A 25,903-nucleotide genomic window follows, 5' to 3' on the forward strand; every position below is an offset into this window, starting at 1 on the left:
GGCAACCGCGTCAGCCTACCGGTGCTCCGGTTCACGCTCCGGGGGTACCGCACCGGGTCACCCTGGGGTGGGACCGAGCTCACATTCGTCCGCCGGCCGCGCCGGGTGGTCGTCGGCTCCGCGCCGTCACCCCTGCCCGCGCCGTCACCCCTCCCCGGGCCGCAGCCGGCCCGCCACCCCGGCTCCGGCCACGGCCACCACCGCCATCGCTGCGAACACGGCCACGAACGCCGCCGGATGGCTCGTCCCGCCGGCCCCGGCGGTGGCCGCGGGCCCGTCCACCGCGATCGAGCCGCCGCCGAAGGCCACGAACAGCACCCCGCTGACGCCGACGAAGGTGACATTGCCCAGCGCGTCCGACATCTGGAGGGACGCGGAGTTGCTGCCCGCCTCCTCCGGGCGGGACAGCTCCAGCAACAGCACACCGCCGCTGGAGATGTTCAGGCCCATGCCGAAACCGCCGACCGTCCACGCCGCCGCGACGATCCAGGACGGCACCCCGTCGAGCAGCGCCAGCGGCACCGTCACGATGGCCGCCGCCAGCAGCAGCATGCCCAGCCCCATCAGCCGCTCCCGGTACGGCTCCAGCCGCGGCCGGCTCTGTACGTACGAGCCGAGCGCCCAGGTCAGCCCGCCCCCGGTGAGGGAGAGACCGGCCAGGGTGGCGGACAGCCCGCGCTGGGTCACCAGCATCAGCGGGACGAAGCTCTCGGCGGCGACCAGCGACCCGGCGGCCAGCCCCCGCATCAGCACGACGGTCGGCAGACCGCGCGCCGCCCGGAACGTGCCGCGGGGCAGCAGCCGCACGATGCCCGGTACCAGCAGGGCCAGTCCGGCGGCCGCGGGCAACAGCGCGAGCCATGCCGGGTGCTGGCCCGCGTACTGCAGCAGGCAGGCGCCCACCGCAACGGCCAGCGCGAGCCGACAGCGCCGGTTGCCCAGGATCTGCCGCACCCCGTTGCCCGGGCCCGGGCGGGCGCGCGGCAGCGTACGCAGCGCGGGCAGCATCACCGCGAGCGGCAGCAGAATCAGCACGGGGATGGAGAGGAACACCCAGCGCCAGCCGAACTGTTCGGTGACGGTCCCGGCGACCAGCGGACCGACGATCACCGGCATCACCCAGGCCGCCGAGAACGCCGCCATGATCGAGGGACGCAGCCGCTCGGGATAGGCGCGGCCGACGACCACATACAGCGAGACCACCACCAGTCCGCCGCCGATGCCCTGCACCCCGCGGCCCGCGAGGAACATCCCCATGCTCCGCGCACCGCCCGCGACCAGCAGCCCCACCCCGAACGCGGCGATCCCGGCGAACAGCGGCGCGAGCGGCCCGCGCCGGTCGCTCCACTCCCCCGCCAGCGCCATCGCGAACAGGCTCGCCGTGAAACAGGCCGAGAAGGCGAAGGCGTACAGACCGATGCCGTGCAGGGCGCGGGCGGCAACCGGCATCGCGGTGTTCACGGCGATCGCCTCGAAGGCAACCAACGAGACGACGGAAACGATGCCGAGGGTAAGGCCCCGGTACGACCGGCCGAACACCCCGCCGCCGGTGGCCTCCTGGTGGCGGGAGGACGGGGTGGGGTGGTGATCGGGGCCGATGTCGCCTGCTGTTCCGGCGCTACTGGTCGGGCCGATGCCGCCGGCCGTTCCGGTACTACTGGCTGTTCCACTGCTACTGGCTGTTCCACTGCTACTGGCTCGTGCACTGTTGCTGGTCGGGCCGATGTCGGTGGTGCTGCCGGTGTCGTGGGGGCGGTCAGCGGTCATCGGGCCAGCGTAAGAGCCATCCGGTGGCTGCGCCCCTGTCGGGGGGCGGGAATCGGATCGGTCATCGGTCCTAGGCCGCCCGGCCCGCGCCGGTCAGCCCGCTCCGTCCCCTCACCACCCCACGTGGGGCAAGCTGTCCGTATGCCGCACTTCCGCACGTATGACGACGCCGAGCTCCACTACCGCGTGCTCGGCCCGGCCGACTCGCCGCTGCCGCCCCTGGTCTGCCTGGCCGGCGGACCCGGCCGGGACGCCGCGTACCTGGGCGACCTCGGCGGGCTGTCCGCACACCGGCAGCTGATCATTCCGGACAGCCGTGGCACCGGCGCCTCCCCCGCCGCCGACGACCCCTCCCGCTACGCCTTCCCGCAACTCGCCGAGGACATCGAGGCGCTCCGCGCACATCTGGCCCTGGAGCGCTTCGCGCTGCTCGCACACGACGCGGGAGCCGCGGTCGCGCAGGCCTACGCGACCCGACACCCACAGCGGCTGAGCCGGCTGGTACTGGTCTGCCCCGGCTCCCGGCTCCAGGGCGAACTCCCCGACGACGCCCGGGAGATCTTCGAGGCACGGGCGCACGAGGACTGGTGGCCGGAGGCCTCGGTGGCGGTGCAACAACTCACCGAGGCCTCCGACATGAGCGACGTACGGGAGCTGCTGTTCGCCGCGGCACCGCTCGCCTACGGCCGGTGGGACGAGCCGCAACGCGCCCATGCCGCCACGGAAGGCGCCCAGTTGGGCCCGGTCCCACGGGCCGGCTTCTGGCAGGGCGTGGACGAGCAGCTGCGACTGGCCCTGCTGTCCGGGCTGCGCGAAGTGACCTGCCCGGTGCTGGTGCTGACCGGTGACCGCGACGCCGTGGCCGGCATGCGAGCGGGCGAACTCGTGGCCGCGTCCTTCCCGCACGCACAACTACGCCCCCTGCACGAGGTGGGCCACTACCCCTGGGTGGACGAACCCGACCTGTTCGCCCCGATGGTGGCGGAATTCCTCCACACCACCTGAGCACACTCTGGGCACTCTGCGCACTCCGTGAACCCTGCATTGCCCCACATTGCCGCCCATTGCCACACGTGGCCCGCCATTGCAGCTCCGTGACACCCGGCCCCATACCCTTGCCCCCCACCCGACCCCGCGCCCTACAGTCGGGAACACCGGGAACACACCCCAACCCGGCCGTGTGCCCGAGTGGTTCAGGGGCTCGCCTGCAAAGCGAGTAACGCGGGTTCGAATCCCGCCACGGCCTCCATTCACCGCATGTCACGTCAGCTCTCACCGGCCGATGCTCAGCGGGGCCACGAAGCGATAGATGTCATCGGCCTCGCCGTCGTCCGTGGGGCGGCGTAGTTCGACGAGTGCCAGGGGGCGGTCGACGGGCTCGCCTGTGTCCGGGTCGAAGGCTATGTGGCCGCTGATGCCACGGACGCGGGATCTGCCGTTGGTCTGCTCCAGCATGGCCAGGACCATACGGGCGGTGACCTGGTGGGTGCCGTAGACGACGACGGCGTTCCGCGCGGCCTTGCCGATGGTGTACGTGGCGTCGTGGCCGAGCATCGCCTGGCCGCTGGCGAGGGCGGTGGTGGGGCCGCCGACCTCTTCGCGGTAGGCGCGGGCGAAGTCGGCGAACGGGCCGCTCGGGCCGTTCCCGGTGCCGCCGTATACCTCCCTGGATATGGCGGGGTGGGTGAAGGCGGTGTAGTAGACCGTCAGTTGGCTGTACTTCCAGCGCTCGGCGAGCATCGCGAGCTCGGCGCGGTGCTTGGCACCTCCGGTGTCGAAGTAGACGCCCAGCGCGCTGGAGCCGGAGAGCACCGTCGTACGGCAGTGCCGGCCGCCCTCGCCGGCCGCCTCGATGAACCGGCGCAGTTCCCGCCCCCGGCCGGCGAAATACACCGCGTCCGGTGGCTTCGGGGCACCGCAGACCTTGTCGGCGACCAGGGACAGCGCGTTGCCCGCCGTCGTCTGCTCGCCCTCCCCGGAGCGGAAGGGGATGACCTCGTCCGCCACCGTCAGGCCGGTGCGCCGCGCCGCCGCGGAGAAGTCCTCGTAGAGGGAGGTGTTGTAGCTGTCCTGCTCGTTGCCGTCCCTGATCACCTGGACGCGGTAGCCGGGGTGCCTGCGCTGCTGTTCCTTGAGGTAGCCGGCGGCGGCCGCGGTCTGGTCGCGGTTGGGGAAGGAGACCCGGTAGAAGCCGGCCATACGGGAACTCAGGCCGTCGGCCGCCACTGTCGCACCGACCATCGGCAGCCCGGCGGCCCGCAGCCGCTTGACGGCTCCGGCCGTACGCTCGTTGCTCTGCCCGAATCCCGCCACGGCGACGAGGTGTTCCTTGTCCCGCATCGCGATGAGCTGGTCGACGACCTGATTCCAGTGGCGGTCACCGCGGCCGGTGTTGGCGAGCAGCAGCCGTATCTTGGGGATCGTCGAACGCTCGGCGTTCAGGGCGCGCTGGGCGAGGTAGGCGCCGCTGACGGCCTGCCGGGTGGCCTCCGGCCCCCGGTCGGTGGAACCGCCCGCCATGGCCTCGAGGTAGGCGATGGCCACCGACCGCTCCCCGGACTTGGCCACCCTGGCGTTCTCGTCATGGATCTTGCTGCTGAGCCCCTTCATGTTCTCGAAGGCGTACGCGCCGTCCGTGACGCCCACACACTCGCCGCCGGCCACCTCACGGACGCCCTCGCCGCACCGGCCGGCCGTGTCGACGATCCGTACCACGGCCACCGCCACGAGCGCCGCCACCACCAGCGCCGAGAGGATCCACAGCCCCCAGCGCCGCGGCGGCCTGGGCGGTTCGAAGAGACGGGTGCTCACAGCCACGGCTCCTTTCCGTACTGCTTCGTCTTCCGCAGCAGCGCCGAGGTCCACGGCACGCTGTCGGCGTGCACCGCCAAGGTGTGGAAGCGGGCCTGGATCTCGCCGTACAGCTCGGCCACCGGGTCGCCGAGCGGATCGCGGTAGGGATCGCCGATCCGGTCCGTACGGGGGTCGTCCGGCGGCTCGGGGCTGATCCAGACCGCCGCGAGCAGCCGGGTGATGGTCCGCAGCCGCTGGTCCACGGCTCCGTCGCTCAGGTGGTCCACCAGTCGTTCGTAGCGCTCCCACAGCGGCTGTTCGAGGGCGTCGCCGGTCTCGGCGAGCGGGGCCCTCCGCAACCGGCACAGCTCCGTGCACCACTCCTCCGGGGCGAGCCGGTCGAAGGCGTCGTCCAGATAGGCGGCCGCCGCCGCGAGCCCGCCTCCCGCCAGCGCGTGGTAGGCCGCGGTGGCTTCGTCCCCCGCGGCGGCCGCCCGGTCCCGCAAGGCGGCATGCACGGCACGCCGCCCGCGCACGCCGGACGCCCCCTCGACGCCTCCGGCCACGCCCGCCGTCACCCCATCCGGTTCGGGGACCGCGGCGAGCCGGCGCAGCAGCAGAAGGCGCAGCAGGGGGTGGGGGGTTTCCGTACGGCCGTCGTACTCCTCGTCGCCGCTGTCGAGATGCATGGTGCGCAGCACGTCCGTACAGAAATCGTTGAACTCCTCCTGGACGCGGGCCCCCGACTCGTCCCACAGCGCCCGGCCCGCCTGTGCCTGGGCCAGGTCGACGGCGGCCGCGGCGCGGGCCAGCGCCTGCGCCAGCTCGCCGCTCGCGTCGATCGGCAACAGCCGCTCCAGCAGGGCGTCGACGAGCTCCGAGGACGGTTGCAGGACCTGCCGCAGCCGCGCCTCCCAACCGGTCTCCGCCGGGCACTCCAGCAGGGCCGCCAGCAGCTGTGCGGTGCCCGCCGGATGCCCGCGGGTGATTTCGTGCACCACCCAGCCCAGCCATTGCACGCCGTTGTCGGCGGCCGGCGCCGCCACCCGGCGGCCCGCCGACCGCAGCACCTCCTCGGCCTGCTGTTCGACCTCATGCCGGGCGAGATCGCGCAACCGGCCCACCACCAGCCCCTTGACGACCTGCTCGGGGACGAACTTCTCTTCCTCCGCGGGCCATTGGCCGGGCAGTGCCCCGGGGCGTCGCGGCCCGCCGAACGCGAAACCCTCCAGCGCCGCCGGATAGCTGCCGGCCGTGGCGAGCACCAGCAGCGGATCGGGCGCCTGGGCCTTCCGCCGGGCGTCCAGCAGCGCTTTGAGGAAGTCGTTGCCCAGCGGGCTGTCGACGTTGTCCAACAGCACCAGGCACTGCGTCGTACGCCGTTTGTCGCCGCCGCGTGAGCCGTACGCCTGCCGCAGGTCGTCCAGGAAGGCGTCGAAGAGCACCGCCTCGGCACGCTGCCGCTCGGCCGCCTCGCGGTCGCCGTAGCGCTGGTTGAGGTCGATCAGGAAGCCGTCGACGGAACCGGCGCCACGGCTGCGGCGCTGGATGCGCGCCAGCCGGCAGCGCACCCGCAGCCGCGCCCAGTGCCGCTGCCACTCCGGCAGCAGGGGGAGCGCGGCGGTCACCGCGGTCGGGGCGCCCAGGACCGTCGCGGCATAGGCGGCGAGGTGATTGATCACCTCCGAGCGGCTGCTCGGCGGCCCGATCAGCGCCGCTTCCATCTGCCGTACGGCGGCGTCCCGGTCGGCCGCTTCGACCCGTGCCGCGACCGCGATGGTCAGCAGCCCGAAGGCCGGAAAACGCAGCCGGGCGAAGTCCTTCTTCTTCGCGTTGAGTTGGAAGACCAATGCGGCCAGCACATCGATCGGCTTACGGCCCTCCTGCCCCAACGCCGCCAGGTCGAGGCGGGCCACCGGGGCCCGCCGGGCCCAGTCCGCCAGATGCCGCAGCACGGTCGTCTTGCCGCTGCCCCGCGGCCCCAGCAACAGCGTGGCAGCCAACTCGGGCCGGCTGCCCGGCCTGCGTTCCAATAACTCCTGGACGTAACGCTCCACGGCCCGGTCCCGACCGGACTCCCCCGCCCATTCCTGCGGCATCCCGCTCCCCCTCGGCCTCGCGCTCCCCGTACACCCTGCGATGCCGCGCTTCCCGCGACCCGCGCTCCGGCGGCGCTCCCTCCGGCCGCCCCAGGATCCTCCGATCCCCGTGCGCCGCAAGCAGCTTTGGCCCATCAGGCCGCTTCTTTCCCCTCGCTTTCTCTCCCCTCGCCGGGCACCGCCTCACCCATCGGAAGTCACTCTAAGTGACCCCGCTGACAATTCCCGTGACGGAGGGTGCAATCGCAGGTCAGTGGCCCGGCCACCCGAAAAGGAGCGAGAGGGGTGGAAGCGGTCGTGGACCGCCGCCCCGCGCCGGGCTCAGGGGGTGGGCAGGCCGCCCGGGCGGGCAGGGCGGCCGAAGCGAACCGGTACGCCGGGGGAGTACAGCACGCTGACCGGCGGCCCGGTCGGCGACGGCAGCCCGGCGGCGGTCACCAACTCATCCTCACAGTGGAGGAGTTCGGCCCGGTGCAGGGGCCAGCGCGGGTGGGTGTTGGGCAGATACACCGGTCGGTCGAAGAAGGCGTTGTGCATGCCCCAGCGGGCGGTCAGGAAGTGTTCGAGGGCGGTCGGCTCCTCGATCCGCTCGCCGATCCGCACCGCGATCCGACAGCGCGCCCCGCGCGGCCCCGGCCACCGTCGGCTGCTGGTGTAGCTGATGGTGTCCGCGTCACGGTGGATCGCCATCCTGGCCCACATGTAGGGCAGCCGGAAGGCGCTGCGGGCGACGGCCACCGGCAGCAGCCGCGAGGCCTCCAGCGAGCGGAACACCACACCGCGTCGGCCGTGCCGGTCCACCGAGTAGAGCCGCACGTTGGTCTCGGGAAAGGTGCCGAGGTACGGGACACCCGGCACCCTGAACCAGCCCACCCGGTGCATCCGGAACGCCACCAGGCCGATGTAGGTGAGCCCGTCGTGGGTGTCGGGCACTGTCCCGGCCGGCAGCAACGGTGCCACGTCCGCGGGGTCGGCGGCCCAGTGCAGGAACGACAGGTCGAGCCAGGACTGGGTGAGCAGCGTGTCCGGAACCTCGTGCACCGGATCGGGCGTTATCGGCTCCGCAGGGACAGGGGAGTGCGACATCGCGCCAGCATCGCACACGCCTTCGACCGCCGACAGGGCCCCGGCCGGCCCGTCGCACGCAGGCACGCAGGCACGCAGGCACGCAGGCAGGCACGCAAGCAGGCACGAACCGAACCCGAAACCGGGCCACATACACCCGCCCACCCCCCGAAGGGGGGTGGGCGGAGGGGAAACAACCCTGCGGCGGGAAAACAACCCCCGCGGCGAGGAAGCAACCCCCGCGACGGGGAACTCCCCCTACCAGCGGGACTCCCCTACCAGCGGGCCCCCTACTGCTGCACCACCTGTGCCACCGCCGCCTGCGGGCGGATCGGGAGGCGGCCGATGGGGCGGCCGGTGGCGGCGCGGACCGCGGAGGCCACGGCGGCCGGTGAGGTGACGACCGGGACGGCGCTGGCGGGCTTGGCGCCGAAGGGGGCGACCACGTCCCGCTCCTCGACGAGCTTGACGATGCGGATGTCCGGCGCGTCCAGGGCCGTCGGCAGGGCGTAGCCGGTCAGGTCGGGATGGCGGACCTGACCGCGGGTGGTCCGCAGGTTCTCCATCAGGGCGGCGCCCAGCCCCTGGGTGACACCGGCTTCGATACGGGCCCGCAGCTGGCGGGGGTTGAGCACCCGCCCCACGTCCTGGGCAACGGTCATCTCCACGACCCGGATGGTGCCGAGCTCGATGTCGACATCGGCGACACAGCGGATCGCGCAGAAGGCGAGACCGACGAACGCGTCGCCCTGACCGCTCTCGTCCAGCGGTTCGCTCGGATGCGGCCGGCACTGGGCGGTGGCCCACAGTTCCTTGCCGTCCAGCGCCTCGGCGACGGTGGTGCTGAGCACCCCGTCGTACGAGGTGATCTTGCCGTCGTTGATCTGCAGCAGCTCGGTGGACATGCCGAACTTGTGGGCCAGCGGCTGGAGGAGCTGCGTACGGACCATCTTCGCCGCGCGCTCGACGGCGCCTCCGGAGACCCAGGTGTGCCGGCCGTGGCAGGCCGGGCCGGCCGGCGGCTGGTCGGTGTCGACGGGCGCGACGTGCACCTCCTGGACGCCGAGCGTCTCCTGCACGATCTGCCGCGCCAGGGTGGAGAACCCCGAACCGGTCTCGACGGCGGCGCAGATGACGGTGGCGACCGAGCCGCTGACCTTGACGGTGGCGGTGGAGACCTCGTCGGTGCCCTCCGCGCCGAGCATGTGCACCATGCCCAGCCCGTAGCCGACGCCGCGGCGCACCGCGCCCGGCTCTCCCGCGCCCTCGGGTCCGCCCGGCAGGAGCCACTCCGCTTCGGGTGCATCCTTGGGCAGCTCGGGAAGCGGCGCTTCCTTGACGGCATGCAGGAGTTCGGCCACCGGGGCCGGGCAGGTCACCGTCTGCCCCGTGGGGAGCAGGTCGCCCGTGGCCATGACGTTGCGCAGCCGGATCTCGTCGGGCTCCAGGCCCAGCCGGGCGGCCAGCTTGTCCATCTGGCCCTCGTAAGCGGCGCAGACCTGCATCGCGCCCTCGCCGCGCACATGGCCGGACGGCGGGTTGTTGGTGCGCACCGCCCAGCCGTCCACGACGGCGTGCGGGACGACGTACGGGCCGCAGGAGAAGGAGACGGCGGCGGCCAGGGCATCGGCGGAGGTGTCCGCGTAGGCGCCGGCGTCCATCAGGATCTGCGCCTCCACCTTGACCAGGGTGCCGTCGGCGTCCGCGTGGTGGCGGTAGCGCAGCAGCGTGGGGTGGCGGTGGGCGTGCGTGAGGAAGGACTCCTCACGGGTGGCGGCGAGCTTGACGGGGCAGCCCGTACGCAGCGCCAACAGGCCGAGCGCGAGCGAGACTCCGGGGTCCTCGCGGTCGGCGGTGGCACCGGGGACGCCGGTCACCACGACCTTGACCTGTTCCGGCGCGAGACCGAAGGAGGCGGCGGCCAGGTCGCGGTCGGTGTGCGGGTCCGTGGAGGCGGTGTAGATCTCCACGCCGCCATCGGGGCGCGGCACCGCGAGCCCCGCCTCGGCCCCGATGGGCGCCGGGTCCTGCCGGCCGATCCGGTAGAGCCCCTCGACCATCACCTCGCCCACGGCGTCGGCGTCGCCGAAGCGGAGCGGGATGTGCCGGATGAGGTTGCCGTCCGGGTGCAGCGGCTCGGCCTCGAAGGCCAGTTGGGGGTCGGTGACCGCCTCCTGGACCTCGTACTCGACGGCGATGGCGGCGGCGGCCAGCCGGGCCGTGTCGGGGTGGTCGGCGGCCACGGCGGCGATCGGCTCGCCGTGGTGGCGGACCTCGTCCTTGGCGAAGACCGGGCGGTCGGCGGTGCCGCGGCCGTGCGCCGCGTCGCCGGGGACGTCCTCGTGGGTGACGATGACGCGTACGCCCGGCATCTCCACGGCGTGCTTGGTGTCGATGGACAGGATCCGTGCGCGCGGGTGCGGGGAGCGCAGCACCGCGGCCCACAGCAGCCCTTCGGCCCACAGGTCGGCGGCGTACGGGAAGGTGCCCTCGGTCTTGGCCGGCGCGTCCTCGGACGGCAGGGAGACGCCCAGGCCGTGCGGCGGCGGCTCGTCGGGGATCTGGACGCCCGCCGCAGGGGTCGCGGTGACGGCGCTCGCGCCGTCGGACGTGCCACTCATGCCGAAACCTCGCTTCGCCCGTCCTCGCATCCGCTCAGCGCGCACCTCTCCCTGCCACTCCCCCGGCCGCCGGCCGGGGGGACCCCCGTGCTGCGCTCGCTCATGCGGAGCCTCCCGTATGCGGATCCTGGTCGTGCGGGGCGTGGCCCATGGGATCGGCGGGGCCCGCCTGGTGGGGAATACGGGCGGTGTCCGCCGGCGTCTCCCCGTCCATTTCGCCCTCCGCGGTATCGGCGGCTTCCGCGCGGGCCTTGACGACCTCCTCGACGGCGTCCAGTACACCCCGGTAGCCGGAGCAGCGGCAGAGGTTGCCGCACAGCGCCTTGCGGGTCTCCAGCTCGCTGGGGGCGTGGTTGCCCTCCAGGAGGTCGTGGACGGTCATGGCCACCCCCGGTACGCAGAAGCCGCACTGCACCGCACCGGAGGCGGCGAGCGCGCGCTGCACGTCGGAGGGCACGCCGTTCTCCGCGAGCCCCTCGACGGTACGGACCTCGCTGCCGGCCGTGGTGGCCGCGGGCACCAGACAGGACGCCACCAGCCGGCCGTCCACCTGGACCGAGCACGCCCCGCACTCACCCTGCGAGCAGCCGTCCTTGGCGCCGGCCAGGCCGAGGCGCTCGCGCAGGACGTAGAGCAGTGATTCGCCGATCCAGGCATCGGTGACCGGCCGGTCGATGCCGTTCACCCGCAACACGAAGGAGGCGGCGGGGTGTTCGTCGTGGCCGTCGAGGCCGGAGCCGGACACCGGGGCAGCGGCGTCGGCGCCGGCGTCGGCGAGGGGCTCGATGCCGGCGAGGGACTCCCCGTCACCGGCGGCGCCGTCGGCAATACGGTCGGCGGCGCTGTCGACGGTGCGGTCGTCCGTACCGGCGGCGTCGGCGGCGTCCCTGCCGTCCTCCGGGCCCGCGAAGGCCTCCGGGCCCGCGAGGTCGTCGGAGTCCGCGGAGTCGTTGGTGCCGGCGAAGTCGTCGGGGGCCGGGTGCGCGTCGGGCTCGGTGTGCGCGCCGGGCCCGTTGGTCTCCTGCGGGGCGTCCGGCGCGGCGCCGTCGTCGTCCGGCGCGGCGGACTCGGCCGGGGTGTCGGGGTGCGCGAATTCGTCTGACTCCGGCGGCTGTTCGCCGTCGGCTCCCGGGACCGGCCATCCGTGCGTGCCGGTCATGTCGGGCATGTTCGCCATCGCGTCGGACAGGTCGGCCGCCGCCTCCTGCCGCTCCGGCGCCCCGTCGTGCGACGGCTGTGCCGCCTCGGTGGCCGGCGGCCACTGGGCCAGCGCATCGGCCGGCAGCGACCAGTGCCCGGTCGCCTCGCCGGCCGCGGGGTGCCGGCCGCCGCCCGTCGCGTACGGGTCGGCGGCGCCGGGCGGTTCGGACTCGGCGCCGTGGCCGGAAAGACCGCGCTCGTGCGCGTACGGGTCGCCCGCGGGGACGCCGAAGGGGCCGTGCGCCTCCTCGTGCACCTCCTCGCCGTGCGCGGAATCCTGCGGCTGCGCGGGGGGCGCTTCCGGCCCGCCCGCGGCGTCCGGCCCGGCGGTGAAGTTCCAGTGCCCGGTCCGGGCGGCCTCTTCGGCGTCCGCCGGACCTGGAGCCCCGTCGTACGCGGTCGGGTATCCGCCGTCCTGGTAGCCGGCGGCAGCGCCGTGCCCCGTAGGACCCGGATGCCCCGGATGCCCTGGGTGACGCTGGTAGCCATGGACGCCCGGATAGCCGCCGGCATACCCCGAATGCCCTGTATGCCCCGTCAGTTCGTCGTCGCCGAGCAGATACTCGCCGGACTCCTCCGGTCCGTCGTCCGCCGCCGCGGGGATGGACCAGGTGCCCGTACCGCCCGCCTCCGGACTGCCCGCCACGGGCCAGTCCACCTGCTCGCCCCACGGCGGGGCCGCCTCGGGGGTGCCGCTGTGGTAAGCCGTCGAGTGGCCCTGGTGGGGCGCCTGCTCGGCATGGGCCGGGTATCCGGCGGACGGGTCGGCGTATCCGGCCGAGGGGTCCGCGAACGGCATCGTCCACTGGCCGGTGGCGGCCGGGTCGGCGCCCGCGTCCGGGACCGGTGGCGTGCCGGCGTGCGGGGTGAAGGAGGACGGCGGGGTGTAGCCGTGGCCGGGGGCCTCCAGGGGTTCGGCGCCCGGGGTGCCGTAACGGGGCGCCCGTCCTTGGTAGATCCCGCTGGTGAAGCCTTCCGGGAGCTGCACGAAGGCCGTTGCCTCCGATTCGTACTCGCCACCCTGCGGCAGTGGCTGCCAGCCCTGGTCGGGGTGCGGCTGGTACGGATGGCGGTTGTCGGCGTCACTCATGCCGAGCCCTCACTTCGCTCGGCCCCGCAATCGCGAGGCGCGCACCCTTCGATGATGATCCCCCGGTCTCCGACGGAGGGGATCCCCATGCCGCGCCCGCTCATGAGAGCGCCCTCCCCAGTGCGCGGCGGGCCAGGGCTGCCACCGTACGGCGCAGGTGCAGTGCGGCCGGCGGCAGGGTGGCCGGTTCCGAACCGTCCTCGGGCGGCGCCGGGTCCGGGATGCAGGCGGCGGCGACGTAGTCACCGAAGGCCGTCAGCGCCTCGGGGACCAGGCCGCGTTCACCGTCCCAGTCGATGAGCGAGGCCACCCACTGTTCGGCCTCCAGGGGGCGCAGCGGCATGGCCGCGACCGCGCCCACCGCGCAGCGCACCCCGCGCCGCGCCGGGTCCAGGACGAGCGCCACCGACGCGGTGGCACGGCCGGGGCCGGTGCGGCCGGTGGCCTTGAGGAAGGTCTGCGGGGCGTGCAGCAGCGGCACCCGTACGAAGCCGACGAGTTCGCCGGGGCTGAGCATCTCGCGGCCGGCCAGGAGGTGGCTGACCGGAATCTCCCGGCGGCCGCCCCCGGGGCAGGCGATGATCACCGTGGCTTCGAGGGCGGCGAGCACCGGGAGGGTGTCCCCCGTGGGCGCGGAGGTCACGATGTTGCCGCCGAGGGTGCCGGCGTTGCGGATCTGCGGTGGACCGGCCGCGCGGGCGGCCGCGGCCAGGCCGGGGATCAGGGCGGCGAAGTCGGGACGTCCCATACGGGCGAGGGTCAGACCGGCACCGAGCAGCGCATGGCCGTCCAGGTACTGCCACCCGCGCATCTCACTGATCCGGTTGAGACCCACCAGGGCTGCGGGTCTGAGGTGTCCGGCGTTGACCGCCGCCATGAGATCGGTGCCGCCCGCGACGGGCACGGCGGTGGGCATGGCGGTGAGCGCCGCCACCGCCTCGTCGAGCGAGGCCGGCAACGTCACCGTGTGCGACGCGTGCGGTGCGTGCGTGGTCAAGCCAGCTGCCCCTTCCCCGGTGTCCCGGCAGTTCCGCTCCGCCGTACGGTACGTGCTCACAGCCCGGACGTGGCAACTCTGGCACATCTTCCCGGGCCCTCGGCGCGAGGGTCCACGAAGCGGCGGTCGGTCCCGGGACAGGGTTCTCGTCCGGTTTCGTCCGCCACCGACGGTACGGGCACTGCGGTGTGGCACGTCGGCGGCGGCCTCCGGCGGGGTGCAGCGGGACGCGCCCGCGGGCACTGCGGTGCTCGGTACGGCGGTGCGGGGGGACCGCCGTACCGCACCACCGTCCCAGGGACCGGCCGCACGGGCGCCCTCCTTGCACCGGGGCTCACACGTTTGGGGGCGCCCCGTCGATCGGGCGTCCGAGCGCTCCGGGCCGTTTCTGCCAGGGGTGGGGGCCGCCGGGCGGGCGGTGGTGGACAGTCGACGCCGAGGGCGTCGTGACGAAGGAGACGGCCGGCGCGGGGCGGTCGTCACGGCCGATGCGGCCATGACGGGGCGCCTTCGGGCCCGTAACTGCCGTGGTGGCGGAGGGGGTTCGTCGAGGGAGCCGCGGGGAGGTCCTGGACTCCCTGCACGGGCCCGGAACGCCGAGGGGCCCCGGTCCACGAGGGACCCGGGCCCGTACCGAGGCAGGTGCGTCACCGCCGCACGACGCAGTGCCGGACGGGCCGCGTCCGCAGCCCGTCACCGTCCTTACGCCGCGCGCACACGACCGGCCGTCGCCGGCCGGGAGTTACGGTCCGCGGTGGCTACTTCTTGCCGCCGTCCTTGCCGCCCTTGTCCTTGTCGCCGCCGGCACCCATGGACTCGAAGATCTCCTTGCACATGGGGCAGACCGGGTACTTCTTCGGGTCGCGACCCGGAACCCAGACCTTTCCGCACAGCGCCACGACGGGCGTCCCGTCGAGCGCACTCGCCATGATCTTGTCCTTCTGGACATAGTGGGCGAAGCGCTCGTGGTCGCCGTCGCCGTGCGACACCTGCGGTGTCGGCTCTACGAGGGTGCCCGTACCTGCCCCGCGCTCGGGCTCAACAGTGCTCATAACAGCCAAGGGTACTCACGCGCGCCACAAGCCGGGAGCGTCGGTCCGGTGCCGGTGCCGGGCCGGGCGCACGCCCCCGGGGCACGGCCGCTACGAGGCGACCGCCATACCGCCCCGGTCCCCGGCCGTCAGGCCCAGCCGCACGGCGAAGGCCAGCGCGGCGTCCGGCCGGACGTCGTACCAGGAGTCCTTGTCGCAGACCGCGTCCAGCAGCGCCGCGATGTCCGCCGCCCCTACCGTGCGGGCCGCGGCGAGGGCGAGGAAGGCACGGACCGCCGCACCGGGGTCGACCTCCGTCTCCGCCCGTGCCACGAGGTCCTCGACGAGCTTGTCGATCGCGGCGTCACCGGGCGCCGCCCAGTTCATGGCCATCTCCAGGCCGTCGTCCGGCATCTTCGCGGGATAGGGCGCACGGGCCCAGCCGCCGTCCTGCCACCAGTAGACGAACCCGAGGAGATTGCCCTCGGCGTCCTCCCGCAGCCGCTCCCAGGGCAGCCACTCGGGGCCGCCGGCCAGGAAGTCGATCCGCCGGTCGCCCTCGTGGGTGTAGCTGCCGTCCGAGTCCTGGCCGCACAGCAGTGCCCGGCCGCCCTCGAACAGCTGCAGCCGCCACCAGTAGCTGCCGCCGCCGTTCCAGCACTCCAGGCCGTTGCGGCCCCAGCTGTATTCGTCCCCGTCGTCCGCGCCGGCCGCCACCACGGCCAGGGTCGCGGCGCGCGCCCACAGGCGCTCCGGATGGTCGAGGTCCTCGGGCACGCTCGGCCTCTGCATGGCGCTCTCCCCCGTTTGTCCTGCGCGGCCCCGCCGACGCGGCCCGCACACCTCGCCTGTTACGTCCGGACCCTAGCGACGGGGTCCGACAATTCCCCATGCCGAAGCCGTCACAATAATCCAGTCGTCAACAAAATTCGGGCCCCCGCGCCGGATTGCGGGAAGCCGCCCGCCCGACGCCCGCCCGCACCCGGACGGGGCTCAGTTCAGCGACGGGTCGTCCGGATACGTGGCCACCATCGCCAGTTCGTTGCGCTGACGGCGCAGCACCGCGCGCCACAGCTGCTCCGGATCGGGCGAGGAGACGTCGCCGGGCTCGGACTCGACCACGTACCAGGCGCCCTCGACGAGCTCGTCCTCCAGCTGGCCCGGGCCCCAGCCCGCGTACCCGGCGAAGATCCGCAGACTGCCCAGCACCGCCGCGAGGAGTTCCGGCGGGGCCTCCAGATCGACCAGGCCGATCGCGCCGTGCACCCTGCGCCAGCCCAGCGGCTCGTCACCCGATTGGACGTCCGCCCGGTCCGCGGCCGGGGCGGCCGGGGCGCCGGCCGGCTCCGCGCCGTCACCGCCCGCCGGCGTGCTGCCGTCCACGGAGGGGATGCCGCCCTCGCCGGACAGCCCGCCGGGCACCACGGCCACCCCGAGCGCGGAGTCCAGCGACACCGGGCCGCCCTGGAAGACCACCCCCGGCTCGCCGGCCAGTGCGGCCCAGGGGGCGAGGATGTCCGCGACGCCGACCGGGGTGGGGCGGTTGAGGACCACGCCGAGGGAGCCCTCCTCGTCGTGGTCGAGGAGCAGCACCACCGCGCGGTCGAAGTTCGGATCGGCGAGCGCGGGTGTCGCGACGAGCAGCCGCCCTGTGAGCGAGGACACCTCGGTCATGGCCACATGATCCCGCACTTCTGCCCGGAGCGGGGAGTCAACGCCCGAGCCCGTGCGAGAGCAGGGCAGGGCGTACGGCGGCAGCACCGGCGCACGTCCTCGGCACCGTATAGCCCATTCAAGACATTCCCCGGCAATTTCAGCCAAAGGTTGATGACAGATCTAAGGCGGAACGTAGCGGAGCGTGTTGTCGCAAAGCCATTACACGCGCGAAGCCTGCACGGGCCTACGGACTCACCCCCGGGCGCCCTTACCATTTCAGCTTGGCCCCTGCCCGTCTCCAGGAACGCGAGATCCATGACCGTCTCTACTGACGACGTACTGCTTGTCCACGGCGGCACCCCGCTCGAGGGCGAGATCCGGGTTCGCGGCGCGAAGAACCTTGTACCGAAGGCCATGGTCGCCGCCCTCCTCGGCAGCGGCCCCAGCCGGCTGCGCAATGTGCCCGACATCCGCGACGTACGCGTGGTGCGCGGGCTGCTGCAGCTGCACGGCGTCACGGTGCGCCCGGGTGACGAGCCGGGGGAGCTGATCCTCGACCCGTCGCACGTCGAGAGCGCCAACGTCGCTGACATCGATGCCCACGCGGGCTCCTCACGGATCCCGATCCTGTTCTGCGGCCCGCTGCTGCACCGCCTCGGCCACGCCTTCATCCCTGGTCTGGGCGGCTGCGACATCGGCGGCCGCCCGGTGGACTTCCACTTCGACGTGCTGCGCCAGTTCGGCGCGACGATCGAGAAGCGCGCCGACGGGCAGTACCTGGAGGCCCCGCACCGGCTGCGCGGCACCAAGATCCGGCTGCCGTACCCGTCGGTCGGCTCGACCGAACAGGTGCTGCTGACCGCCGTCCTGGCCGAGGGCGTCACCGAGCTGTCGAACGCCGCCGTGGAGCCGGAGATCGAGGACCTCATCTGCGTCCTGCAGAAGATGGGCGCGATCATCTCCATGGACACCGACCGGACGATCCGGATCACCGGTGTCGACAAACTCGACGGCTACACCCACCGCGCCCTCCCGGACCGCCTGGAGGCCGCCTCCTGGGCGTCCGCGGCGCTGGCCACCGAGGGCAACATCTTCGTCCGCGGCGCGCAGCAGCGGTCGATGATGACCTTCCTCAACACCTTCCGCAAGGTCGGTGGCGCCTTCGAGATCGGCGACGAGGGCATCCGCTTCTGGCACCCGGGCGGTTCGCTCAACGCCATCGCCCTGGAGACCGACGTCCACCCCGGCTTCCAGACCGACTGGCAGCAGCCGCTGGTCGTCGCGCTGACCCAGGCGTCCGGTCTGTCGATCGTGCACGAGACGGTGTACGAGTCCCGGCTCGGCTTCACCTCCGCGCTCAACCAGATGGGCGCGCACATCCAGCTCTACCGCGAGTGCCTGGGCGGCTCCGCCTGCCGCTTCGGCCAGCGCAACTTCCTGCACTCCGCGGTCGTCTCCGGACCGACCCGACTGCAGGGCTCCGACCTGGTCATCCCCGACCTGCGCGGCGGCTTCTCGTATCTGATCGCGGCGCTGGCGGCGCAGGGCACCTCCCGGGTGCACGGCATCGACCTGATCAACCGCGGCTACGAGAACTTCATGGAGAAGCTCGTGGAGCTGGGCGGCAAGGTCGAGCTCCCGAACGGCGCCCTGCGCAGCAACTGACCACGGCACAGCGGTCTTCCCGACAGACGGCAGCGGGCCCCGGCGTACACCGCCGGGGCCCGCTGCCGTGCGGAGTCCCGCACGCCGCGGACAACTCGGCGGGTGCGGCGCACCGTTCGCGCCGTCCGTCCTCGCGGCCCCGGGTCTCACCCGTACGGCGGCCCCGTACGGGACCGCGACGGCACCGCCGAGGTCGCACGGACCGCCCGGCCGTCGACAGCCCCAGGGGCGCCCCGGCGGCGCCGGTTGCGGACCGCCGGCGCATCTCCGGGCGTACCGGGTGGCATTTCCGGCTCCTGCGGGGCCCTGGCGGCTTCGCTGGGGGGCGTGCGCCCGGCGGACTTCCCGTTCGGTGCGGCCGGCCGTCTCCGGCCGTCCACCGGCCGCCCGTGCCGTGGGACGCGCCAGGGCGGCCACCCCTGGAAGGGATGGCCGCCCTGGCGTGCCGTGCTGAGGGTCTTACTTGCCCTTGGCGGCTTCCTTGAGCTTGGAGCCCGCGGAGACCTTCACGCTGTAGCCGGCCGGGATCTGGATCGGGTCGCCGGTCTGCGGGTTGCGCGCGGTGCGAGCGGCACGGTGGGTGCGCTCGAAGGTCAGGAAGCCGGGGATGGTGACCTTCTCGTCGCCCTTGGCGACGACCTCGCCGGTCACCTCGGCGAGGGCGGCCAGAACGGCGTCGGCGTCCTTACGGGTCACCTCGGCGCGATCGGCCAGAGCGGCCACCAGCTCACTGCGGTTCATGTTTGTACTCCCGTGTTCTTCTTGCCAATGAGGCGTGAGATCGAAGCCGATGCTGCCAGGGTCCTCGGACAGTCCCCGGACCCGGGTCTGGTGCCAGACCCTCGCGCCCGATTACGCATCCTGCCCCTACCTGCGGCGGTAAAGCCAATCCGGCACCCAGGAGGGTCACACGAAAAGCGCCACTGCCTCGTTAGTGGTCACGCTCCGTATCAATCCCGCTCCGGGCCGGCCCCACAGGGCGGCGGTCGCTTGCTGCCCGCCACCCTATGGGCGGCTCAACGGCGGTGTTCCAGCGACGCGCCGACTCAGACGGTCGTGGCAGCCGTCACAGCCGCTTCGCCGCTCTTCGCCGCGTTCCGGACCGCGTCGGCCACCGCGCCCGCGACCTTCTCGTTGAAGACGCTGGGGATGATGTAGTTCGGGTTGACCTCGTCCTCCAGGACGACGTCCGCGAGGGCGCCGGCCGCGGCCAGCATCATCTCGGTGTTCACCGTACGGGAGTGGGCGTCGAGGAGGCCGCGGAAGACACCGGGGAACACCAGGACGTTGTTGATCTGGTTGGGGAAGTCGGAGCGGCCGGTGGCCACGACGGCGGCGGTCTGCCGGGCGACGACCGGGTCGACCTCCGGGTCGGGGTTGGCGAGCGCGAACACGATCGCGCCGTCGGCCATCTTCGCGACGTCGTCGCCGTCCAGGACGTTGGGCGCGGAGACGCCGATGAAGACGTCCGCACCGACCACGGCCTCCTTGAGGGTGCCGGTCACGCCCTCGGGGTTGGTGTTGTCGGCGATCCAGCGCAGCGGCGAGTCCGGGTCGGCGTCGACCAGGTCCGGCCGGCCGGCGTGCACCACACCGTGGATGTCGGCGACGACGGCGTGCCGGACGCCGGCCGCGATCAGCAGCTTGAGGATGGCGGTACCGGCCGCGCCGGCGCCGGACATCACGACCCGGACGTCCTCGGTCTTCTTGCCGACGACGCGCAACGCGTTGGTGAGCGCGGCGAGCACCACGATGGCGGTGCCGTGCTGGTCGTCGTGGAAGACCGGGATGTCCAGGGCCTCGCGCAGCCGCGCCTCGATCTCGAAGCAGCGGGGGGCGGAGATGTCCTCCAGGTTGATGCCGGCGAAGCCGGGGGCGATGGCCTTGACGATCTCCACGATGGCGTCGGTGTCCTGGGTGTCCAGGCACAGCGGCCAGGCGTCGATGCCGGCGAAGCGCTTGAAGAGGGCCGCCTTGCCCTCCATGACGGGCAGCGCGGCCTTGGGGCCGATGTTGCCGAGGCCGAGGACGGCGGAGCCGTCGGTGACGACCGCGACGCTGTTGCGCTTGATGGTCAGGCGGCGGGCGTCCTCGGGGTTGTCGGCGATGGCCTGGCAGACGCGGGCGACGCCGGGGGTGTACACCATCGACAGGTCGTCACGGTTGCGGATGGGGTGCTTCGACGACATCTCGATCTTGCCGCCGAGGTGCATCAGGAAGGTACGGTCGGAGACCTTGCCGAGCGAGACGCCCTCGATGCCGCGCAGCTTGGAGACGATCTCGTCGGCGTGCGCGGTGGACGACGCGGCGATCGTGACGTCGATCCGGAGTTTCTCGTGGCCGGATGCCGTCACGTCGAGGCCGGAGACCGAGCCGCCGGAGGACTCCACGGCCGTGGTGAGCTGGCTGACCGCGGTCCCGCTGGCAGGGACCTCCAGCCGAACCGTCATCGAGTACGAGACGCTTGGCGCCGTTGCCATGGCCGACTTCCTCTGCTTTCCCTGGTTCTCTCTCAGCGGCTCCGTGGCCCGGGGGTACCCGGTCCGGAGCAATGTTGACCGATCGTCGCACCTACCAGCCGGTACGCGGTAACCAGCCATGACTTTCGGAAAGACTATTCCACCATACGAGAAGTAGCCGAGGCGCGGAACCCCCGGGGAGCGGACCTGCGGAACGTTGCGGCAACGGTCATCCGCCCGTCGCCCGCCGTTCAGCGGGCACCGAACGACTGCGGGCGCCTCTCCCGCAGGAGAGACGCCCGTAGTCGACGATCAAGCGGCACCGACCCGCCATGCTCGCCTCGCGGCAAGTGGTCGCTCGTAGCGACGATGGTTGGGCCCGGGGGCTTGGATCGAGCCGGTGCCGTCACCCAGGCTAACAAACCATCCCCGGAAGCGAATCCCGTCCAGGGGGGCCGATCTGAAGACCCCTCGTACGGCGGTCCCCGGCGCCCGGCGGGGCCGCCGTACGGGTGCCGGGCACCGCCGGCCGGGGGTCAGTCCCGGAGCAGATCGGGCACCGCGGACGCGTCCGGCTCGTCCCGTTCGGCCGACAGCACGGTCAGCTGCTGGGTGGCCCGGGTCAGCGCCACGTACAGGACCCGCAGGCCGGCCGGGGACTCGTCGGCGATCTCGGCCGGCGAGACCACGAGGGTGGCGTCGTACTCCAGCCCCTTGGCCTCCAGGGAGCCCAGCGCCACCACCCGGTCGCCGAGCGGGGCCAGCCAACTGCGGGCCTGCTCGCGGCGGTTCATGGCCACCACGACGCCGACCGTGCCGTCCACCTCGCCCAGCAGCCGCTCGGCCTCGGCGACCGTGGTCCGCGCCAGCGCCTCGTCGCCGGCCGGGCCGCCGCCGTCGGAGGTGAGCGCGAAGCGGGGTTCGAGGCCCGTGGAGCGGACCGCCTTCGGGGACTGCATACCGGGCATCGCCAGCGCCAGCACCCGGGACGCCAGGTCGGCGATCTCCGCGGGGTTGCGGTAGTTCACGGTGAGGGTGAAGCGGCGGCGCGGGCGGGTGCCGAGCGCCTCGTCGCGGGCGACGGCGGCCTCGTCCGGGTCGGACCACGAGGACTGCGCCGGGTCGCCGACCACGGTCCAGGTCGCGTGCCGGCCGCGGCGGCCGACCATCCGCCACTGCATCGGCGTCAGGTCCTGTGCCTCGTCGACGATGACGTGGGCGTAGTCGGTGCGCTCCTCCTCCAGCCGCTCGCGCCGGCCGCGGCCGCCGCCGTTGCGGTCGGCGTAGGTCGTGAGCTCCTCCAGGCCGGTCAGATGGTCCAGCGGATCGGCCTCGCGGGGGCGGGCCGGGCGCATCGGGGCGCCGAGGATCAGCTGGAGCTCGTCCAGCAGCGCGACGTCGTGCACCGACAGCGGGCCGTGTCCCTGCGCGTCCAACCGCTGGAGGGAACGGGCCAGTTGGCGTACCTCGCGCGGGTTGAGGGTCCGGCGTGCCCAGCGGCCCAGCAGCCGCTCGTCGGCCATCGCGGCCAGGACGCCGCGCGGGGTCAGCTCGGGCCACCAGGCGTCCAGGAACTCCTGGAAGTCGTGCTCGGTGGTGATGTCCTCGTCGAAGCCCTCGCGGGCCTCGGCGGCGAGTTCGGGGTCGGTGTAGCGGCGGGCGGCGCCGGACTTGGCCCACAGCGCGTCCAGGATCAGCCGGCGGGCGCGCGGGCGCAGCAGGTTGACCGGTGCGGTGCCGCCGAGCGCGGACTGCCGGATGGCGTGCAGTTCGTCGGCGTCCAGTTCGATCCGGCCGCCGAAGGCGACGACCCGCAGCCGGGCGGGGGCGGCCGCGGCGGGCCGCGGGGATCTGGAGCGGGTGCGGCGGGCGCGGCGGGTCTCCTGCGCGGCGCCGCTGTCCGGGGGCGGGGCGAAGAGGTCCTCCAGGGACAGCTGGCCGTCCTCGTCCGCCGCGGCGGCCGGACCGGTGCCGTCCGGCGACGCCGCCGGAGCCGCCAGTTCCAGCGCCCCACGGGCGGCCTTGCGCAGCAGCTTCTGCATCCGCGCGGAGCCCTTGATCCGGGCGACGGCCTGCGGGTCGTAGGCGCTCGCCTCGGCGCCCTCCACCAGCGAGCCCAGGGCCCGGATGGCGACCTGGCCCTCCTCGCCGAGGGAGGGCAGCACGCCTTCGGTGTACGCGACCAGCAGCGGCGTCGGGGAGACGATCAGGATGCCGCCCGCGTAGCGGCGGCGGTCCTGGTAGAGGAGGTAGGCCGCGCGGTGCAGGGCGACCGCGGTCTTGCCCGTGCCGGGCCCGCCCTCGACCTCGGTGACGGAGGCGGCGGGGGCCCTGATCACCATGTCCTGCTCGGCCTGGATGGAGGCCACGATGTCCCGCATGGTGTGGCTGCGGGCCCGGCCCAGCGCGGCCATCAGCGCACCGTCACCGATCGCCGGCAGCTCCCGGCCGGCCAGCGTCGCGGTGACCTCCGGGCGCATCAGGTCGTCCTCGACGCCGAGGACCCTGCGGCCCTTGGAGCGGATCACGCGCCGGCGGACGACCCGGCCGGGGGCGACCGGGGTGGCCCGGTAGAAGGGCGCGGCGGCCGGCGCCCGCCAGTCGATGACCAGCGGGGAGTAGTCCGCGTCGAGGACACCGAGGCGGCCGATGTGCAGCGTCTCGGCGATCTCGGCGCGGTTGTTCTCGATCGCGCCGTCGGCGGGCTCGACGGAGGTGAAGGCCCCGTCCGGGCCCTTCTTGCCGTCCTTGCCGAGGAGCAGGTCGATCCGGCCGAAGAGGAAGTCCTCGTACTCGGAATTCAGCCGGTGCAGATGGACGCCGGCCTGGAAGACCTGGGCGTCGCGCTCGGCGAGCGCGCCGGGCGTGCCGACCTGGCCGCGCTTGGCGGCATCGTCCATCAGGAACTCGGCCTCGTGGATCTTCTCCTCAAGGCGCCGGTAGACGCGGTCCAGATGCGTCTGCTCGGACTCGATCTCGCGGTCGCGAACGGAATCCGAGGCGTGATCCGGTGCGTGCGTGGCGTTGTGCGCGGCCACCCAGGCCCCCTTCTGCTGTGCGTAGGGCAGCCGTCAACCGTACGCGAACCGGGCATCATGCGCACCTGGTCAGAAGGACGAAGTCGGACGAGTTCGGTCGGAGGGCGACGCGGACCGCGGCTCCGGTGTGGACGCGGACCGCGGCTCCGCCGGCGAGGCGGACCATGGCTCCTGGTGGGGCCGGTCGGGGGAGCTGCCGGTCCGGCGCGGGGAGGTGCGTGGCCGGCGCCCCGGGCCGCGGCGGGCCGGGGCGCCGGGGACGGGCCTCAGACGTCGACCTTCGCCAGCCGCTTGCCGTCCAGCGTGTTGATCTCGAAGTGGTCGATGTCGCCGCGGTTGAGGGCCGCGCCGCCCGCCGCGTACAGGGGCTCGCGGTTCCACTTCGCGGTGCTGCCCGGGATGCCGTATCCCCCCTTGGGGACGGCCCAGGTGGTGACGGTCTGCCGTTTGCCGTCCTTGCCGACGGCGACCAGATCGCAGGCGAGCGGCCCCTTGACGTTGGCGAGCTCAAGGACGACCTGGGTGCCCCAGGGCTTGGCGGCCATGGAGACGCCCGCCGACACCTTGGTGTCCGGGTCGACGGAGCTCACCTTCTCGCCCGCCGCGTACTGGGCCCGGACGGCGTTCGCCAGGGGCGGCGCCGAAGGGCTCTGCGGAGCCTCCGTCCCCTTCAGGGCGAAGGTGGCGAGCGGGCCGCCGACGATCAGTACGACCGCCGCGGCGACCAGGAACAGCCGGCGCCGGGCGCGGCCGCGCCGGGTGGTGGTCACCACGTCCAGCAGCCCGTCCAGCATCGCCGGCCCGGGGACGGCGGTGATCGTCTGCGGGGTGGGGGCGGACTGCTTGAACTCCGCCATCAGCGGCGTGAGCCGCATCAGCTGTTCGAGCTCGGCCGCACACCGGTCGCAGCCGACGAGATGCGCCTCGAACCGGTCCGCGTCGGCGGCGTCCAGGACGCCCAGGGCGTAAGCGCCGACGTCGGTGTGCCGGTCCGGCGGCAGGGGCGAGGTCACTCCGTTACTCCTCGTTCTTCAAGCGAGAGCTTCAGGGAGCGCAGCGCGTAGAACACCCGGGACCGCACGGTCCCGGCCGGCACCCGCAGCACTTGTGCCGCCTCGCTGACCGTACGCTCCTTGAAGTACGTCTCGACGAGGGCCTCTCGGTGGGCCTTGCTCAGATCGCTCAGCGCCTCGGAGATCGTCATCAGCCGCAGCGCCCGGTCGATCACATCGGCGGCGGGCATCGTCTCCAGGGGCGTCGCGTCGACCTCCTGCGGCCGCGCCTGGCGGCTGCGGTGCCCGTCGATCACGATCCGCCGGGCGACGGTCACCAGCCAGGGCCGGATGGATCCGGTCGCCCGCTGCAACTGATCCGCGTTGCGCCAGGCACGGACCAGCGTCTCCTGCACCACGTCCTCCGCGCGATGCCGGTCGCCCGCCACCAAGCGCAGGACGAAGGCGAGAAGCGGGCCCGCATGATCGTCATAGAGGGCTCGCATGAGCTCCTCGTCAGGTGTCGTCCTGTCTGCCACGACGGCATCCTTACGCACTCCAACTCCCGGGTCGATAGCCCAGATCGCCCAAGATCGCCGGGGACCGCGCCATGAATCGGACTTGCAGTGAGGAGTACGGACGCTACGGACGGGGTGTTCAGCGGCCGGCGGAATATTTTTCCGCGCCGGACCCGGGCCCCTGACCGGCACTTGTGTCCTGCTTCCTGCGCACCGTCGTACGCCGGCGGTGCCGCGCCACCCGCTCCCGGTTGCCGCACACCTCGCTGGAGCACCAACGGCGGCGCCGGCCACGGGAGGTGTCCAGGTAGACCAGCGTGCAGCTCTCGCCCTCGCACTCGCGCAGCTGCCGGCGGGATCCCGCGTCGGTCAGCAGCCCGATCGCGTCCCGGGCCACCGCGGCCAGCAGTCCCGCGCAGTCGGGCGGGCCGGGGAGGGCGCGGGCCAGGGCGCCGTCCGCGGTCCGTACGGCACATACGGCGGGCGGCACCCCGGCCCCGGCCGCGGAGTTGAGCAGCGCCAGATCGGCGTCGGCCGCCCGGCCCCGCAGCTCATCGTGCACCACCCGGCGCAGCAGCTCCCGCAGCGCGCGGAAGCGGCCGAGCCAGCGGACGTCGACCCCGTCCAGCGGGGTGCCGGGCGGCACCAGGCCGGCGCCGACCAGCCAGGCCCGCAACTCCTCGGGGCCGACGAGCCGTTCGGCCGGGGCGCCGTCGGCCGTGGCCGCCAGGTCCAGGCAGATCCGCCCGCAGTCGAACCGCAGGTCACCATGCGCCGCCATGTGCCTGTCACTCCTTAGGGACCACACACCTGTGCCCCCAGAGTGCCCGGAGCACGGTCCGGCCGGAACCCTCCGGAGTCAGCCACTCCGTGGCGCGACCGCACCGCATCCCGCCGCTTCCGCCCTGCCGC

At 73.3% G+C, this 25,903-nt stretch carries 18 protein-coding genes and 1 tRNA gene; 3 read left to right on the top strand and 16 right to left on the bottom strand.

What is annotated here, in order from left to right; translation table 11 throughout:
- Positions 1–144 precede the first annotated feature (144 nt).
- Positions 145–1,767 carry an MFS transporter gene (locus tag EST92_RS00220; protein WP_254068361.1) on the bottom strand — a complete coding sequence of 541 codons (1,623 nt, stop codon included), beginning with the start codon at positions 1,765–1,767 and terminating at the stop codon, positions 145–147.
- Between the two features lie 141 nt (positions 1,768–1,908).
- Between EST92_RS00220 and EST92_RS00225 the strand changes: the two genes are divergently transcribed.
- The gene (locus tag EST92_RS00225; protein WP_129278954.1) at positions 1,909–2,772 is read left to right on the top strand and encodes an alpha/beta hydrolase; all 864 of its coding nucleotides are present in this window, start codon (positions 1,909–1,911) and stop codon (positions 2,770–2,772) included.
- A 169-nt stretch (positions 2,773–2,941) separates the two neighbouring features.
- Positions 2,942–3,016, top strand: a tRNA-Cys gene (locus tag EST92_RS00230).
- 23 nt (positions 3,017–3,039) lie between these two features.
- Here EST92_RS00230 and EST92_RS00235 read toward each other — a convergent pair.
- The 9 genes from EST92_RS00235 to EST92_RS00280 form a co-directional block, all read right to left on the bottom strand.
- Complete coding sequence (locus tag EST92_RS00235; RefSeq protein WP_129278955.1) at positions 3,040–4,578, bottom strand: hypothetical protein; 1,539 nt, start codon at positions 4,576–4,578, stop codon at positions 3,040–3,042.
- Positions 4,575–6,659, bottom strand: a complete 2,085-nt coding sequence (locus EST92_RS00240; protein WP_129278956.1) for an ATP-binding protein — start codon at positions 6,657–6,659, stop codon at positions 4,575–4,577. Before EST92_RS00240 ends, EST92_RS00235 begins: the two co-directional genes overlap by 4 nt.
- A gap of 321 nt (positions 6,660–6,980) precedes the next feature.
- Positions 6,981–7,745 carry a DUF2071 domain-containing protein gene (locus EST92_RS00245; RefSeq protein ID WP_129278957.1) on the bottom strand — a complete coding sequence of 255 codons (765 nt, stop codon included), beginning with the start codon at positions 7,743–7,745 and terminating at the stop codon, positions 6,981–6,983.
- Between the two features lie 269 nt (positions 7,746–8,014).
- Positions 8,015–10,345 carry a xanthine dehydrogenase family protein molybdopterin-binding subunit gene (locus EST92_RS00250; RefSeq protein ID WP_129278958.1) on the bottom strand — a complete coding sequence of 777 codons (2,331 nt, stop codon included), beginning with the start codon at positions 10,343–10,345 and terminating at the stop codon, positions 8,015–8,017.
- A 100-nt stretch (positions 10,346–10,445) separates the two neighbouring features.
- Positions 10,446–12,635 carry a 2Fe-2S iron-sulfur cluster-binding protein gene (locus EST92_RS00255; protein ID WP_129278959.1) on the bottom strand — a complete coding sequence of 730 codons (2,190 nt, stop codon included), beginning with the start codon at positions 12,633–12,635 and terminating at the stop codon, positions 10,446–10,448.
- Positions 12,636–12,735: 100 nt separating this feature from the next.
- Positions 12,736–13,632 (bottom strand): FAD binding domain-containing protein, encoded by an 897-nt coding sequence (locus tag EST92_RS00260; RefSeq protein ID WP_129278960.1) that lies wholly within the window; start codon positions 13,630–13,632, stop codon positions 12,736–12,738.
- Positions 13,633–14,390: 758 nt separating this feature from the next.
- Positions 14,391–14,684, bottom strand: a complete 294-nt coding sequence (locus tag EST92_RS00270; RefSeq protein ID WP_078568732.1) for a DUF3039 domain-containing protein — start codon at positions 14,682–14,684, stop codon at positions 14,391–14,393.
- Positions 14,685–14,774: 90 nt separating this feature from the next.
- Positions 14,775–15,455 (bottom strand): hypothetical protein, encoded by a 681-nt coding sequence (locus tag EST92_RS00275; RefSeq protein WP_129278962.1) that lies wholly within the window; start codon positions 15,453–15,455, stop codon positions 14,775–14,777.
- A 201-nt stretch (positions 15,456–15,656) separates the two neighbouring features.
- Positions 15,657–16,337 carry a YqgE/AlgH family protein gene (locus tag EST92_RS00280; protein ID WP_129278963.1) on the bottom strand — a complete coding sequence of 227 codons (681 nt, stop codon included), beginning with the start codon at positions 16,335–16,337 and terminating at the stop codon, positions 15,657–15,659.
- Between the two features lie 297 nt (positions 16,338–16,634).
- Between EST92_RS00280 and murA the strand changes: the two genes are divergently transcribed.
- Entirely contained in the window at positions 16,635–17,984 is a 1,350-nt protein-coding gene (gene murA, locus EST92_RS00285; protein ID WP_129278964.1) for a UDP-N-acetylglucosamine 1-carboxyvinyltransferase, read from the top strand.
- Between the two features lie 459 nt (positions 17,985–18,443).
- On the opposite strand, the gene EST92_RS00290 is transcribed toward murA, so the two are convergent.
- From EST92_RS00290 to EST92_RS00315, 6 genes are all read right to left on the bottom strand, one after another.
- Positions 18,444–18,725 (bottom strand): HU family DNA-binding protein, encoded by a 282-nt coding sequence (locus EST92_RS00290; protein ID WP_006605312.1) that lies wholly within the window; start codon positions 18,723–18,725, stop codon positions 18,444–18,446.
- Between the two features lie 305 nt (positions 18,726–19,030).
- The gene (locus EST92_RS00295; protein WP_129278965.1) at positions 19,031–20,464 is read right to left on the bottom strand and encodes an NAD-dependent malic enzyme; all 1,434 of its coding nucleotides are present in this window, start codon (positions 20,462–20,464) and stop codon (positions 19,031–19,033) included.
- Between the two features lie 515 nt (positions 20,465–20,979).
- Positions 20,980–23,481 (bottom strand): UvrD-helicase domain-containing protein, encoded by a 2,502-nt coding sequence (locus tag EST92_RS00300; protein ID WP_129278966.1) that lies wholly within the window; start codon positions 23,479–23,481, stop codon positions 20,980–20,982.
- A gap of 266 nt (positions 23,482–23,747) precedes the next feature.
- Entirely contained in the window at positions 23,748–24,494 is a 747-nt protein-coding gene (locus EST92_RS00305; protein WP_129278967.1) for a zf-HC2 domain-containing protein, read from the bottom strand.
- Positions 24,491–25,012 (bottom strand): sigma-70 family RNA polymerase sigma factor, encoded by a 522-nt coding sequence (locus EST92_RS00310; RefSeq protein ID WP_275540835.1) that lies wholly within the window; start codon positions 25,010–25,012, stop codon positions 24,491–24,493. The genes EST92_RS00305 and EST92_RS00310 overlap by 4 nt, the downstream gene beginning before the upstream one ends.
- A 118-nt stretch (positions 25,013–25,130) precedes the next feature.
- The gene (locus EST92_RS00315) at positions 25,131–25,772 is read right to left on the bottom strand and encodes an ABATE domain-containing protein (RefSeq protein WP_129278969.1); all 642 of its coding nucleotides are present in this window, start codon (positions 25,770–25,772) and stop codon (positions 25,131–25,133) included.
- Positions 25,773–25,903: the final 131 nt, after the last annotated feature.

Source organism: Streptomyces sp. TM32, from assembly GCF_004122755.1.
GTDB lineage: Bacteria > Actinomycetota > Actinomycetes > Streptomycetales > Streptomycetaceae > Streptomyces > Streptomyces sioyaensis.

Bases quoted from the DNA above. Each gene is read 5' to 3' on its own strand.
- EST92_RS00250 (WP_129278958.1), bottom strand. From the start codon at position 10,345: ATGAGTGGCACGTCCGACGGCGCGAGCGCCGTCACCGCGACCCCTGCG.
- EST92_RS00240 (WP_129278956.1), bottom strand. From the start codon at position 6,659: ATGCCGCAGGAATGGGCGGGGGAGTCCGGTCGGGACCGGGCCGTGGAG.
- EST92_RS00270 (WP_078568732.1), bottom strand. From the start codon at position 14,684: ATGAGCACTGTTGAGCCCGAGCGCGGGGCAGGTACGGGCACCCTCGTA.
- EST92_RS00290 (WP_006605312.1), bottom strand. From the start codon at position 18,725: ATGAACCGCAGTGAGCTGGTGGCCGCTCTGGCCGATCGCGCCGAGGTG.
- EST92_RS00295 (WP_129278965.1), bottom strand. From the start codon at position 20,464: ATGGCAACGGCGCCAAGCGTCTCGTACTCGATGACGGTTCGGCTGGAG.
- EST92_RS00275 (WP_129278962.1), bottom strand. From the start codon at position 15,455: ATGCAGAGGCCGAGCGTGCCCGAGGACCTCGACCATCCGGAGCGCCTG.
- EST92_RS00255 (WP_129278959.1), bottom strand. From the start codon at position 12,635: ATGAGTGACGCCGACAACCGCCATCCGTACCAGCCGCACCCCGACCAG.
- EST92_RS00220 (WP_254068361.1), bottom strand. From the start codon at position 1,767: ATGACCGCTGACCGCCCCCACGACACCGGCAGCACCACCGACATCGGC.
- EST92_RS00225 (WP_129278954.1), top strand. From the start codon at position 1,909: ATGCCGCACTTCCGCACGTATGACGACGCCGAGCTCCACTACCGCGTG.
- EST92_RS00280 (WP_129278963.1), bottom strand. From the start codon at position 16,337: ATGACCGAGGTGTCCTCGCTCACAGGGCGGCTGCTCGTCGCGACACCC.
- murA (WP_129278964.1), top strand. From the start codon at position 16,635: ATGACCGTCTCTACTGACGACGTACTGCTTGTCCACGGCGGCACCCCG.
- EST92_RS00315 (WP_129278969.1), bottom strand. From the start codon at position 25,772: ATGGCGGCGCATGGTGACCTGCGGTTCGACTGCGGGCGGATCTGCCTG.
- EST92_RS00245 (WP_129278957.1), bottom strand. From the start codon at position 7,745: ATGTCGCACTCCCCTGTCCCTGCGGAGCCGATAACGCCCGATCCGGTG.